Below are 13,006 nucleotides of genomic sequence, written 5' to 3'. Positions count from 1 at the left end.
TGGAATAACAGAATCGACTACCCGGTAAACAGACATAACGAACGACACGCGAAATGGACCGTCCCCCACGGACAATGACACCGCACAGTGGGCCCGTCCGGGAGGGCGCCACCACACCCGTCATCACTTCGTAAGAGCCGTGTGGTGCGTTGCCGTCTGGAAGGTCACGATCCGGGGAAAGATCGGTGTCGCCTCGCGGCCGGGGCCGGTGCGACGTACCTTCTGCATATGGCCCGCATTGTGCTCACCATCCTCGGAGTCCTCCTCGCGCTCTACGTAGTGTTCGGGCTCCTCATCCCCCTCATCACCGGCATCCTGAAGATCTTCCTGATCATCGCCGTGATCGGTGTCGTCGCCGTGGCGGCGGTCACGGTGGTGGGCAAGCTGACGAAGTGACATGACCGCCCTCCACGCCACCTTCGCGCTCCTCGCGCAGCTCCTGGCCGGTCAGACCGGCCCGGGGACGCTGGCGACGGTCGGCCTGGTGGGCGTCACGCTGATCCTGTTCGCCTGGGCGCTGACCCGGCCGGCCGCGCAGCCCGCCGTGGCGGTGGCCGCCGGCATGCGCCCGCGCGCCGCGCACGCGGTCTTCGTCCGGCTCAGCCACCCCGCCGCACCCGGCCGTCCCCGGCCCAGAGCCCCTTCGCCGAGCCCCGCGCCCGTCTAGCGCGCCGGCCACCACAGCGTGCGCCGCGCGAGCGGCGTCCCGCCCGCCACCGGCGGCGCCGGACGCCTGACGGGCGCCTCGTCACGTCCGCACACCGACGAATGGGGCTCTTTCATGCTTTCACTGCTCGACACCCTCATCGACTTCGCCTACCGGCTCATCGGCGCCGTCGGCTCGTTCACCGGGCCGGTCGCGGCGATCGTCCTGTGCACCATCGCGGTGCGCCTGCTGCTCCTGCCGCTCAGCGTCCGGCAGGCGACCGCCCACAAGGCGCGGCTGCGCCTGGCGCCGCAGGTGGCCAAGCTGCGCGAGCGCTTCGCCCGCGATCCCGAGCGGCTGGTCCGCGAGACCTCCAAGCTGTACGCGGCCGAGGGGACCTCGATGTTCGCCGGGCTGCTGCCCGGCCTGGCGCAGGCGCCGTTCTTCATGGTCGTCTACCGCGTCTTCGTCTCGGCGACGATCGCCGGCCATGCCAACCTGCTGCTCGCCCAGAGCGCCCTCGGCGTGCCGCTGGGCGAGCACTTCGCCGCCGCGCTGGCGTCCGGCGGCCTGTTCAGCGCGCCCGTCCTGGTCTTCGCGGGGCTGTTCGCGCTGCTGGCGGTGGTCGCCTGGCTGACCTGGCGGCGGATGGACGACACCGTGGCTCCGCGCGCGCTGCGCCTGCTGCCGTTCGGCACGATCGCCGCCGCCGCCGTCCTGCCGCTCGCGGCCGGGCTGTACCTGCTGGTCAGCACCGCGTGGACGGCCGCTGAGCGCGCGGTCCTGTACCCTCGGCCGGCCTGACCCGGCGGTCCCGCGCATCCCCTGCCGACCCGATACGGCGACCTCGCGCCCTCATGGAGATTTGTGCGCCATTAACGTGGAATGCCGGGAACGATGACCGCACGCCGACCGGGAGGTCCGAACGATGAACGGTGCCGACAGCGAGGTCGGACGGCTGGAGACGGTGCTCCTGCACCGTCCCGGCGCCGAGCTCAAGCGGCTGACCCCCCGCAACAGCGACAAGCTGCTCTTCGACGGCATCCCATGGGTCGGCAGGGCCCAGGAGGAGCACGACGCCTTCGCCCAGGCGCTGCGCGACCACGGCGTCGAGGTGCTCTACCTCACCGAGCTGCTCCAGGACACGCTGGAGTACGACGCCGGGCGTGAGGAGATCATCGGCGCGGTCCTCCAGGAGCGCCAGCTCGGCGACCGGCTCGCCGAGCTGGCGCGCCGCCACCTTTCTGAGCTGCACCCCGAGGACCTGACCCAGACTCTGATCGCGGGCCTGGCCCGCGAGGAGCTGAAGACCGGCCGGGGTCTTGTGTACGAGCTGATGGACCGCCACGACTTCGTGATCGACCCGTTGCCGAACCTGCTGTTCACCAGGGACTCCAGCGTGTGGATCGGCGACCGGGTGGCCGTGACGAGCCTGGCCATGCCCGCCCGCACCCGCGAGAGCCTGCTCACCCGGTTGATCTACACCTACCACCCGAGGTTCTCCGGCACCGGCCACCTGTACGAGCCGTGGCTGGAGCACGTGGAGGGCGGGGACGTGCTGCTGATGGCGCCCGGGGTCCTCGCCGTGGGCACCGGCGAGCGCACCACTCCGGCCGGGGTGGAGCGGCTGTGCCGGCGGGTCTTCGCCGCGGGGCTGGCGCACACCGTCCTCGCGGTGCCGATCGCCCAGCAGCGGGCCACCATGCACCTGGACACCATCTGCACGATGGTGGATTTGGACACCGTGGTCATGTACCCGCCGGTCGCCTACTCGCTGCAGGCCTACACCGTGACCTCGGCGGAGGGCGGTGAGCTGCGCGTCTTCGAGCCCCGGCCGTTCCTGGAGGCGGCCGCGCAGGCCATGGGGGTCGAACGGGTGAAGGTGATCGACACCGGGCTGGACCCGGTGACCGCGGAGCGCGAGCAGTGGGACGACGGCAACAACACTCTGGCGCTGGCGCCACGGGTGGCGGTGGCCTACGAGCGCAACGTGGAGACCAACGCCCGCCTGGAGGCCGCGGGTGTGAAGGTCATCCGAATTGCGGGCAGCGAACTCGGCAGCGGCCGGGGAGGCCCACGCTGCATGTCATGCCCTGTAAGCAGGGAGCGTCTAGCCGCACTCGCGTAGGGCCCCTATTTCGGGCGTCCGAACTTGCGAATTAAGGACAGCGACCGGGGCGTGGATGACCGCCCACACCGTGGTCACGTCTTCGTCGTGACGCACCCCCCAGCGCTCGGCGAGGAACTCGACGATGCCGAGCCCCCGGCCGCCCAGTGAGGACAGGGCCGGCCGGCCCGCGCGGGGCTCCGTGGCCGCTCCCCCGTCACTCACCGTGACCTCGAGGTGGTCCTCCGCCCACTCCCAGGTGGCCATGATCTGGCCTGATGGGAGGGGGTGGGCGTGACGCAACGCATTGCTCAGCAACTCGCTCACCACCAGGACGGCGTCCTCTATGGCGGTGGCGAACACCCCGCATGCCTCGAGATCGGCGCTGAGACGCTGGCGTGCGACGGCGACGCTGGTCGGCGCATACGGCAACAGCACGACGCCCTCACTTCCCCGTTCTCCTGCATTTCCCCCTGAGGAAAACACATCCCAGTACGACCGAAATGCCCCGTTCGATGGTTCTGGAAACCGCGCGGCGATCATTGCTTGTGCAGATTCGACAATAGGCGCGGCCATCTGTGACCAGCTCGTTACCGCTTCGGTGTGTCGGATCCGATATAGGCGTCGGCGATGCTCAAAACGAATCGCATTCGGGTGCCGCCGCCGGGACGCGCGTGCGCGGTCACCTCGCCGCCCTGCGCACGGGCGAGGGTGCGCGCGATGTAAAGCCCGAGCCCCACGCCGCCGAAACGCCGGCGGTCGCCGCTGTCGGCCTGGACGAACCGCTCGAAGACCCGCTCGCGGTCCTCCGGCGCGATGCCGACGCCCTCGTCGTCGACGGCCAGGACGACGCGGCCGTCCTCCGGCCAGGCCAGCACCCTGATCAGGCCGCCGTCCGGCGAGTACTTGAAGGCGTTCTCCAGCAACTGGCCGAGCAGGATGTCGGTGGCCAGGGCGTCCCCGTCGACCAGCGGCAGGTCGCCCGGGATGTCCACCTCCACGTGGTGCCGGTCGGACAGCACCGGCATGCCCAGCGTCGCCGCGCGCACGCGCTCGCCCAGGTCGAAGCTCTCCAGCCTGATCTTGAACTTCTCCCCGCCCGCCCGCGCGCCGAGGAGCAGATGGTCCATGAGCCGGCCGAGGTCGCGCGCCCGCTCGGCGATGGTGCGCACGGCCGAGCGCCGCTCGACGTCCGACAGCTTGTCCCACCGCGCGTCCAGGGTGCTGGCGAAGCCCTGGACGACCGTGATCGGAGTGCGCAGCTCGTGGCTGGTGGTGGCCAGGAACAGGTCCTTGGCCTCCTCGAGCTCCTTGGCCAGCGTCACGTCGCGGAAGTCCACGACGACCTCGGCGGTCTCGCCGATCCCGGCGCTGACCACGTCCAGCCAGCGGCCGGAGGGGAGCTGAGTGGTGAGCTTCTCGCCGGGCCCGGGCAGCGGGAACGGCGGGTGGACGCCGATCACCTCCGCCGCCGCCAGGCCGGTCAGCTCCTCCGCGGCGGGGTTCCACTGGGTGACCCGACCGCCCCCGTCGAGCACGGCGATGCCGTCCGCGCTGGCGTCGACGACGGCGCGCTCGTGCGCCCGCTGCCGCACCGCGTCCTGGTAGGCCATGGCGTTGGCGAGCGCGATGCCGGCGTGCCCGGCGAGGAGCTCCAGCAGCTCCAGCTCGATGTGGCCGGCCTTGTGCTCGGCGAACAGCGCGTACAGGGCCCCGTAGGGCCGGCCGCCGACCGCCGCCACGCCGAGCGCGATGGTGTGCAGGCCGGGCAGCTCCGACCAGATCAGCTCGTCCAGCACCGCCTGGTCGCCGGTCTCCAGCAGCACCGTCTTGCCGGTGCGCAGCAGCTTGCCGACCAGGCTGCTGTGCAGGTCGGCGGTCGCGCCCTTCACGCGCTCCGGCAGGCCGTGGGTGCTCACCAGCCGCAGCCGCTCGTCCTCGATCAGCACGAAGCCGCCCGCGTCGGCCCCGGTCAGCTCGGTGAGGCTCGCGGCGATGCGGTCCAGGACCGGCTCCAGCTCCAGCTCGGCGTTGATGTCGCCCACCACGTCGGTGAGCCGCCGCACGAGGCGCGCGCGGCGGGCGGCCCGCTCGCGGGCGACCGCGTCGTTCTCCGCCGGGTGGTAGACGCTCACGTACCCGAGCAGCGCGCCGGCCTCCGACCGCAGCGCACTGATGTCCACGCCCACGTCCAGCAGTGAGCCGTCGCAGCGCAGGCGTTTGGTGCGCAGGGAGACCGGGCCGCCGGTGCGCACCCGTTCCAGCACCGCGTTGTGCTCGGCCACCAGCTCGTCGGGCACGAGCGGCGCCCGGCGCCCGGTCATCTCGGCCGCGGACCAGCCGAACAGGCGCTCCGCCGCAGGGTTCCAGATCAGTACGGTAAGATCACGATCGAGGGTTACGACGGCATTGGGCGAGCTCGCGATGACAGCGCGGGCAAAGCCGTCATCGAGGTTCTCTCCCCTGTCGTCACTCATGACCCCCATCGTGCCCGTTTTTGCCCCCGCGCCTTGGCACTTTCGATGTGCGAATCATCGCATTCGGCGCAGCGGCCGATGACATGGGCGCCACTCCCTCCGGCACGGCCGGGAGCAGGGCTCCCTCCGATACGCTGCCGGTAGGCGAGAGGGGTACGGCCATGACGACAGGGGATCTCGAGGCCCTGGTGCGGGTGACCGCTCCCGGCTATGTGGGCGAGACCCCGCCCGAGGTGGCCTTCGGCACCACCGACACGCCGGTCGGGGCGCTCGCGCTCGCCGTCACCGCGCGCGGCGTGGTCGCGTGCAGCTACGAGAACGAGCACGTCATCTTCGCCCGCGTCTCCCGCGAGATCGGGACGTTCATCGGCCCCGACCCGCGGCGCCTGGACCCGGTCCGGCGCGAGCTGGACGCCTACTTCTCCGGCAGGCTGCGCGCGTTCACCGTTCCGGTCGACCTGCGGCTGGCCACGCCCTTCGCCCGCACGGTGCTGCAGATGACGATGGCCGTGCCCTACGGCCGCGTGACGACCTACCCCGAGATCGCCGAGCGCATCGGGCGTCCGCAGGCGCTGCGCGCGATCGGCAACGCCCTGACGGCCAACCCGGTGTGCGTCATCGTCCCCTGCCACCGGGCGCTGGAGGCGCCGGGACGGCCGGGAGGTTACGCCGGCGGCCCCGCCGCCAAGGAGGCCCTGCTGCGCCTGGAGGCCGCGGCGGACTAGGCGCGGGCGCGCCGCCTCAGCAGGCCCACCAGCAGCGTCGCCAGCGCCGAGACGACGAACGCGGCCAGCGCCGCGCTCATCCACGGCTGCCGCTCGAACCCGATCAGCTCGCGAAGCGCCGCCCAGCGCTCGTCCCACCACTCCAGCGTGGCCGCTCCGGTGAACACCCAGTACGCCACGAAGCCGAGCAGCCAGGGAACGAGCATCGCCCAGCGCGAGGGCGCGTCCTGCGAGGTGTCCCACCGCGCGGCCCCGCCCAGCACGAAGTAGTCGACCACGAGCACGGCGAACATCGGGACGAACACCGCGCCGATCACCCCGAGGAAGGCCCCGTAGGAGTTGACGTTGGCGAACAGCGCGACGCCGGTCGTCAGCACGCCCACTCCGACCGAGAAGACCCGCCGGTCGACCCGGGGCAGCAGGTTCTGCAGGGACATGGCCGTGGAGTAGACGTTGGCGAACGACTGGTCGGCCTCCCGCAGCACCAGGACGCCGAAGAACAGCGCGCCGAGCGGCACCGCGACGAACGCGTTCCAGACCCGGTCAGGGTCGTTGCCGACCAGGGCGAGGGCGACGATGCCGAGCACCAGGCACGCCACCTGGGCGATCGTGTAGCCGGTGACCACCCCGGCGAACGCCGCCCGCCCGGACCGCGAGTGCCGGGCGTAGTCCGCCGCGACCGGGACCCAGGAGACCGACAGCGCGATCACGTAGTCCACGGCGGGGGCGAACGCGTTCCAGCTCCCGCCGCCCAGGTGCGGCGCCTCGCGCAGCAGCGCCACCGCGAGCCACACCATCGCGACGACCACGGCGGCCGTCACGAAGCGGCGCAGGAGGCGGATGGCGCCCAGCGGGCGGAGGGTCAGGGCGATCGTCAACGCCCCGGCGGCCAGCACCCAGACCGCGTACGGCACGGAGTCGCCGAAGACGGCCTGTGCCCCGTTGGCGATCACCCACAGCTCGAAGGCCCCCCAGCCGAGCATCTGGACGATGTTCAGCACGGTCGGCAGGTACGACAGCCGGGCCCCGAACAGCCCGCGCAGCAGCACCATCGCGGGCGCGCCCGTGCGGGCGCCGGGGATGGCCGCCAGGCCCACCATGACGGTGCCGACCAGGCTGCCCACCACGGCGGCCAGCACGGCCGCGACCATGCTCAGCGGCGCGCCGCCCAGCGGGTCGAGAAGGTACAGGGCGCCGGAGAAGCCGAGCAGGCTCACCCCGAGGTTGGCCCAGAAGGCGCCCTGGTCGAGGAATCCGAGGGTCTTCGGAGGGGCCTCGCCGAGGGTCAGGGGGACTTCATCGACGGCGGACGTCATCGCACGCTCCCTACGCCGGCATTACCCGGACAGGTTCCGGCGGTCGGCGGCGCGCCCAGCCTTCGCTGGGAACCGCCCTCTCAGCCCGGTGACGCCCGAGCTCCCGCGCTATGTATTTTGCGCGATTATTACATCCGGCCGTCAGGCGACGTAGGGCTGCCCCCCGTTCTCGGCGACCATGGGACGCCCGGCCGCCTCCCACGAGTGCATGCCGCCCCCGACGTTGACGGCCTCACGGCCCACGTGGTTGAGCCAGGCCGTGGCCTGGGCGGACCGGCCGCCGACGCGGCACACGACGTACACCGGGACTCCGGCGGGGATCTCCTCGACCCGCTGCTGCAGCGTGCCGAGCGGTATGTGGACGGCCGTCGGGGCGTGGCCCGCCTGCCACTCGTCGGGCTCGCGCACGTCGAGCAGGTAGGCGTCGTCGGGCACGGCCCCGGCCTGGATCTCTGGGACGGTCATGCCGACCATTGTCCCCGCTTCGCGAGCCTTCCGCCCGCTAACGGAGGGTTGTCGCGCCGTGACGCCGGGAAGTTTTCCCTTCGCGCACCGGCGAAGCACCGCAAAACACCTCAGAGCCACCGCGCGGCCGGCCACCTGGGACCATCACTCGCGCGGCGGGAACGGCCCCGGGGCGAGCGGGCCCGCCGGACGAGCCGAGGCCGCCTCACTTGAGCAGCCGGGACATCCTGCGGTCGGCCAGCGGCTTGCCGCCGGTCTGGCAGGTCGGGCAGTACTGCAGGGAGGAGTCGGCGAAGGAGACCTCCCTGATCGTGTCCCCGCACACCTCGCACGGCTCTCCGGCGCGCCCGTGGACCCGCAGGCCGGACTTCTTCTCGGTCTTGAGGTCCTTGGCGGCCAGACCGCGCGACCGCTCGACGGCCTCGCGCAGGGTGGTGACGATCGCCTCGTGCAGGTCGGCGACCGCGGTGTCGCTCAGCGAGTCGGCGATCTTGAACGGGGACATCTTGGCCGCGTGCAGCACCTCGTCGGAGTAGGCGTTGCCGATGCCCGCGATGATCTTCTGGTCGCGCAGCAGCCCCTTGATCTGCGTGCGACTGCCGCTCACGATGCCCTTGAGCACGTCGGGGGTGAAGCCGGGCGCCAGCGGATCGGGGCCGAGGCTCGCGATGCCGGGCACCTCGACCGGGTCGGTGACGACGTAGAGGGCCAGGCGCTTCTGGGTGCCGGCCTCGGTGAGCTCGAAGCCCGGCGCCCGGCCGTCGTCGTCGGGGGCGAACCGCAGCCGCACGGCCAGCGGCCCCTTGCCCGGACGCACCGGCCTGGCTCCCGACAGGTCCTCCCGCCAGCGCAGCCAGCCGCCGCGGGCCAGGTGGGTGACGAAGTGCAGCCCGTCGCAGTCGAGGTCGAGGAACTTGCCGTGGCGGGCCACGGCGGTCACCGCCAGGCCGCCGAGCGAGGTGACCGGCGGCCGCACGGTCTTCAGGGCCTGGAAGGCCACCACGTCCACACCGGCGACCACGCGGCCGACGGCCCGCTCGCGCAGGAACTCGGCGAGCGACTCCACCTCGGGAAGCTCGGGCATGCCATCACACTAACCGCTGACCGAGGGTCCGCCCGGTGAGCGGCCGGCGGGTGCGCGCGGCCGCTGACCGCGGGCCTACTTGGTGAGCACGTCCTTGGGCACCGGCTTGTCCTCGGCCAGGGAGCCGAACAGCCGCAGCGCGCGCTGGGTGTCCCACTTGACGACCGCGGCGCCGTTGATGGTGGGCAGCGAGCCGATGGGGACGGCGGTGGCGACCGGGTCGCCGCTCATGGCCATCCCGAGCGACAGCAGGTCGAAGGTGCCCGTGCCGCCGTCGACGGCGACCGAGTCGGTGGCGGCCATCGCCAGCGGCACCGATCGGAAGGGGTTGACCAGCACGCCGGGGCTCGCGGCCTTCTTGACCACGGCCGAGAAGAACTGCCGCTGGCGCTGGGTGCGGTCGAAGTCGGGGATCGCGCCGGTCGCCCGGGTGCGGACGAAGCCCAGCGCGGTGCCGCCCTCCATGTCCTGGCAGCCCTTCTTCAGGTTGATGCCGGCCTTGGGGTCCTTGATGTTCTGCTTGACGCAGATGTTCACCCCGCCGATCGCGTCGACGATGCCGACGAAGCCGCCGAACCCGATCTCCATGTAGTGGTCGAGGCGGATGCCGGTGACCTTCTCCACGGTCTTGGCCAGCAGTTTGGGGCCGCCGAAGGCGTAGGCGGCGTTCAGCTTGTCGCTGCCGTGCCCGTCGATCGGCACGAACGAGTCGCGGGGCAGGCTGACCAGGGTCGGCCGGCCGCTGCCGGCCGGCACGTGCAGGAGCATCATCGTGTCGGTGCGCTTGCCGACGGCCCGGCCGGTGGCGAGCTTCTTGCGCTGGGCGGCCGTCAGCCCGGCCCGGCTGTCGGAGCCGACCAGCAGCCAGTCTTCGCCCGGGGTGGCCGCCGGGCGCCCGGCGTAGTCGGTGAGCGAGTCCACGACGTTGAGCCGGGAGTTGATCCAGAAGAACCCGCCGACGGCGAGCACGATCAGCAGCACCAGCACGACCGCGAGGACGCGGAGCACCAGACGGCCGATGCGCCGGGGAGGACGAGGCGGACGAGGCGGCTGGTCGCCGCCCGAGCCGCTTCCCCCGCCGGGCGGCTGCGTGCCGGGCAGCGGACGCACCGGCGCCTGCCCCGCGCGCGGCTTGCCGTACACGCGCGACGCCCTGCCCCGGCCCTCGCCCGAGGGCGCGGTGGGCAGGGCCTCGCCTCCCGCGCCGTACTGCTGCAGGACGGTGGCGTCGTCGTCCGGCCCGCCGCCGCGCCCGCGCTCACCCTCGTGAGCCGGCGCCCCCTGCGGGAAGCGGTGCGCGGGCTGACCGGCGGAGTACCCGCCCGCCGCCTGACCCTCCGCCCGGCCATCCGCCCGGCCCGCGGCCGGCGCGCCGTACGCGCCCTCGCCGCCCGCCCCAGCAGGGCGCCGGAGAGCCCGCGTCGGCCCCTCCAGGGTCTCGTCGGATCCCCCCGACCCGCCGTTTCCCGGCCAATCGCCCACTTTCCCGTCCCCGTCCTGTGCCAAGAGCCATCTCTGCATCGAAGCTACGCCGTCGCGGAGGCGACGGTAGCTCTCTCACCAAGGTTTTCTCCGGTAAAAGTACGCAGAGTCACAGTAAGTCACCAATGTTGGGTCGCGGGAAACATTGCCCGCCCCCCGGCCGTTAGCGTGTACGACGACATCTAGCGAAAGGACAGTCGTGTCCGCTCCGGACCCATGGAGTACCTGCCCGTGCCACGGCACGGGCCTCGTCAAATATCGGACGGTTGAGCTGTGACCATCGTTCTCGGTCTGGCCGCCGTCCTTGTTCTCACCCTGGCGACCGGTTTCTTCGTCGCCCAGGAGTTCGCGTTCGTCGCCTCCGACCGGGCGGCGCTCCGGCAGCAGGCCGCCGCGGGCGACGCCGCCGCCGAGCGGGCCCTGAAGGTCACCGGCAGGCTCTCGTTCATGTTGTCGGGCGCCCAGCTCGGCATCACCGTGACCACCTTGCTCGTCGGCTTCATCACCGAGCCCGCGCTCACTCCGCTGATCAGCCCCGGACTGGCCGCCGCCGGAGTGCCGCAGGCCGCGATCCCGGGCGTCGCCGTGACCCTGGGGCTGGTCGCCGCCACGGTCGTGCAGATGGTGCTCGGCGAGCTGGTGCCCAAGAACTACGGCATCTCCCGGCCCGAGCCGGCGGCCAAGTGGCTGGCCCGTCCCACCCTGGCCTACATGGCCGTCGCGGGACCGGTCATCCGCTTCTTCGACACCTCCGCCTCCCGCCTGCTCCGCCTGGCCGGCGTCGAGCCGGTGGAGGAGGTGGAGCGCGGCGCGACCCCGGAGGAGCTGTCGCGCATCATCGCCGAGTCCGAGGCGGCCGGTGAGCTGTCCGGGCGCCTGTCCGACCTGCTGGAGCGCGCCCTGGAGTTCGGCGACCGCACCGCCGAGGACGTCATGGTGCCCCGTCCCCGCGTGGTCTCGCTGCGTGCGGGACGACCCGCCTCCGACCTGCTGGACGCCGTCAAGTCCTCCGGCCACTCCCGTTATCCCGTCCTCGGCGCCGACGGCGGCGACGTCGTCGGCGTGACCGGCCTGCGCGAACTGCTGCGGGCGCCCTCGGACGACGTGCCCATCGAGCGCATCAGCGTCACGCCGCTGCTCGTGCCCACCACGCTCCCGCTGCCCGCGCTGCGGGAGCGCATGCGCGCCTCCGGCCGCGAGCTGGCGTGCGTCATCGACGAGTACGGCGGGCTCGCCGGCGTCGTCACGATGGAGGACCTGGCCGAGGAGCTCGTCGGCGAGCTGGTCGACGAGAACGATCCCGACCCGGCCGAGGCCGTCGCGCTGGAGGACGGCACCTGGGACGTGCGCGGCACCCTGCGCCTGGACGAGGTGGAGCGCGCGACCGGTCTGCGCCTGCCCGAAAGCGACGACTACGAGACCGTGGCCGGGCTGATCATGTCGCGCCTCGGCCGCCTCGCCGAGCCCGGGGACGAGGTGAGCGTCCCCCTGACCGACGAGCAGGACCTTCTGGAGGCCGGCGAACCGGCCGGGAGGGAGGCGGTGGTCACCGTGCTGGACGTCCAGCGCAGGATCCCCGACCGGGTGCGGCTCGTGCCCCGGGCCGCCGACGCGGCGGTCATGAGCGGTGAGGCCCGGTGAACTCCGTCACCGCCCTCCTGCTCGGCGTCGTGCTGCTCGTCGGCAACGGCCTGTTCGTCGCGGCCGAGTTCGCCGTGGTGTCCGGCAGCCGGCACCGCCTGGAGGAGGCCGCCGCGGGCGGAGGCCGCCTCACCAAGGCGGCCGGCCGCGCCGCCCTCCGCAACGGGCGGGAGCTCTCGCTCATGCTGGCCGGCGCGCAGCTCGGCATCACGCTGTGCTCGCTGGGCCTGGCCATGGTCACAGAACCGGCGATCGAGCACCTGCTCGAGCCGGTGTTCGGGCTCGTCGGGCTTCCCGAGTCCGCGCGCGTGGGCGTGGCGTACGTCATCGCCCTGGCGGTCATCACGTTCCTGCACATGGTCGTGGGGGAGATGGCGCCCAAGTCCTGGGCGCTGACCCGCCCTGAGCGGACGGCCATGGGCCTGGCCCTGCCGTTCCGCGGCTTCACCTGGATCGCCCGGCCGGTGCTCGCGGCGCTCAACGGGCTGTCCAACGGCCTGCTGCGCGCCTTCGGCGTCCGGCCGCGCGACGAGCTCGCCACGACCCGGACGCCGCCTCAGCTGGCCATGCTCGTCGGCGAGTCGGCCCGCATGGGGCTGCTGGACCGGGACGAGCACGACCTGCTCACCAGCGCGCTCCGCGTCCAGTCGCAGACCGTGGAACGGCTGACGGTGCCCATCGCGCGGGCCACGGCCGTGCCCGCCGGCGCCCCGGAGGCGGTCGTGCGGCGGACGGCGGCGGCGTCCGGCCACCTGCGGCTGCTGGTCAACGGCGGCGCCCCGGAGGACGTGCTCGGCGTGCTGCACGTCCGTGACACGCTCCTGAACCCCGGCACGCCGCCGGAGGAGCTCATGAGCCCCGCTCCGCGCCTTCCGGCGTCGGCGACCATCCCGGAGGCCGTGGAGCGCCTGCAGGACGCCCACGCCCATCTGGGCCTCGTCGTGGGCCGGGACGGGCGGGTGGCCGGCATGGTGAGCCTGGGCGACCTGGTCGGCGAGTTGCTGAACGCTCGTGCAAGCACCCCGAAAGCGGGCTGAAAGCCAGGACGGCTAGACATCCGTGA

At 72.5% G+C, this 13,006-nt stretch carries 13 protein-coding genes and 1 riboswitch; of the genes, 7 read left to right on the top strand and 6 right to left on the bottom strand.

Translation table 11 applies throughout. The annotated features are described in order from the left end of the window. Positions 1-228: 228 nt before the first annotated feature. From ACFQSB_RS17015 to ACFQSB_RS17000, 4 genes are all read left to right on the top strand, one after another. Positions 229-396 (top strand): hypothetical protein, encoded by a 168-nt coding sequence (locus tag ACFQSB_RS17015; RefSeq protein WP_354844038.1) that lies wholly within the window; start codon positions 229-231, stop codon positions 394-396. Position 397: 1 nt separating this feature from the next. Then, a complete protein-coding gene (locus tag ACFQSB_RS17010; RefSeq protein ID WP_380827507.1) occupies positions 398-667 on the top strand; it encodes a DUF6412 domain-containing protein in 270 nt (89 codons plus the stop codon). Positions 668-781: 114 nt separating this feature from the next. Continuing rightward, a complete protein-coding gene (locus ACFQSB_RS17005; protein ID WP_380827506.1) occupies positions 782-1,450 on the top strand; it encodes a YidC/Oxa1 family membrane protein insertase in 669 nt (222 codons plus the stop codon). Positions 1,451-1,574: 124 nt separating this feature from the next. Beyond that, positions 1,575-2,774 carry an arginine deiminase gene (locus tag ACFQSB_RS17000; protein ID WP_354844029.1) on the top strand — a complete coding sequence of 400 codons (1,200 nt, stop codon included), beginning with the start codon at positions 1,575-1,577 and terminating at the stop codon, positions 2,772-2,774. Here ACFQSB_RS17000 and ACFQSB_RS16995 read toward each other — a convergent pair. Both ACFQSB_RS16995 and ACFQSB_RS16990 read right to left on the bottom strand, forming a co-directional pair. Then, positions 2,757-3,191 carry an ATP-binding protein gene (locus tag ACFQSB_RS16995; RefSeq protein WP_354844026.1) on the bottom strand — a complete coding sequence of 145 codons (435 nt, stop codon included), beginning with the start codon at positions 3,189-3,191 and terminating at the stop codon, positions 2,757-2,759. The genes ACFQSB_RS17000 and ACFQSB_RS16995 overlap by 18 nt on opposite strands. Positions 3,192-3,343: 152 nt before the next feature. Beyond that, complete coding sequence (locus tag ACFQSB_RS16990; RefSeq protein ID WP_380827505.1) at positions 3,344-5,230, bottom strand: PAS domain S-box protein; 1,887 nt, start codon at positions 5,228-5,230, stop codon at positions 3,344-3,346. Positions 5,231-5,391: 161 nt separating this feature from the next. Between ACFQSB_RS16990 and ACFQSB_RS16985 the strand changes: the two genes are divergently transcribed. After that, entirely contained in the window at positions 5,392-5,955 is a 564-nt protein-coding gene (locus tag ACFQSB_RS16985; RefSeq protein ID WP_380827503.1) for a methylated-DNA--[protein]-cysteine S-methyltransferase, read from the top strand. Here ACFQSB_RS16985 and ACFQSB_RS16980 read toward each other — a convergent pair. The 4 genes from ACFQSB_RS16980 to ACFQSB_RS16965 form a co-directional block, all read right to left on the bottom strand. Then, the gene (locus tag ACFQSB_RS16980; protein WP_380827502.1) at positions 5,952-7,271 is read right to left on the bottom strand and encodes a purine-cytosine permease family protein; all 1,320 of its coding nucleotides are present in this window, start codon (positions 7,269-7,271) and stop codon (positions 5,952-5,954) included. The two genes, ACFQSB_RS16985 and ACFQSB_RS16980, sit on opposite strands and share 4 nt — an antisense overlap. Then, positions 7,262-7,388: riboswitch (TPP riboswitch) on the bottom strand. Its footprint overlaps the gene before it by 10 nt. A 24-nt stretch (positions 7,389-7,412) precedes the next feature. After that, positions 7,413-7,745 carry a rhodanese-like domain-containing protein gene (locus ACFQSB_RS16975; RefSeq protein WP_354844016.1) on the bottom strand — a complete coding sequence of 111 codons (333 nt, stop codon included), beginning with the start codon at positions 7,743-7,745 and terminating at the stop codon, positions 7,413-7,415. 196 nt (positions 7,746-7,941) lie between these two features. Then, complete coding sequence (locus ACFQSB_RS16970) at positions 7,942-8,820, bottom strand: Fpg/Nei family DNA glycosylase (RefSeq protein WP_380827501.1); 879 nt, start codon at positions 8,818-8,820, stop codon at positions 7,942-7,944. A gap of 75 nt (positions 8,821-8,895) precedes the next feature. Then, a complete protein-coding gene (locus ACFQSB_RS16965; RefSeq protein ID WP_380827500.1) occupies positions 8,896-10,302 on the bottom strand; it encodes an LCP family protein in 1,407 nt (468 codons plus the stop codon). Between the two features lie 273 nt (positions 10,303-10,575). On the opposite strand from ACFQSB_RS16965, the gene ACFQSB_RS16960 reads away from it, so the two are divergent. Both ACFQSB_RS16960 and ACFQSB_RS16955 read left to right on the top strand, forming a co-directional pair. Next, on the top strand, positions 10,576-11,943 hold the full coding sequence (locus ACFQSB_RS16960) for a hemolysin family protein (protein ID WP_380827498.1): 1,368 nt from the start codon (positions 10,576-10,578) through the stop codon (positions 11,941-11,943). Next, on the top strand, positions 11,940-12,980 hold the full coding sequence (locus tag ACFQSB_RS16955) for a hemolysin family protein (protein ID WP_380827496.1): 1,041 nt from the start codon (positions 11,940-11,942) through the stop codon (positions 12,978-12,980). Before ACFQSB_RS16960 ends, ACFQSB_RS16955 begins: the two co-directional genes overlap by 4 nt. Positions 12,981-13,006 lie beyond the last annotated feature (26 nt).

The sequence above is a fragment of the Sphaerisporangium rhizosphaerae genome (assembly GCF_042665155.1).
GTDB classification, from domain to species: domain Bacteria; phylum Actinomycetota; class Actinomycetes; order Streptosporangiales; family Streptosporangiaceae; genus Sphaerisporangium; species Sphaerisporangium rhizosphaerae.
The sequence above is the reverse complement of the archived record's forward strand: the minus strand, read 5'-3'. Positions and strand labels throughout refer to the sequence as shown.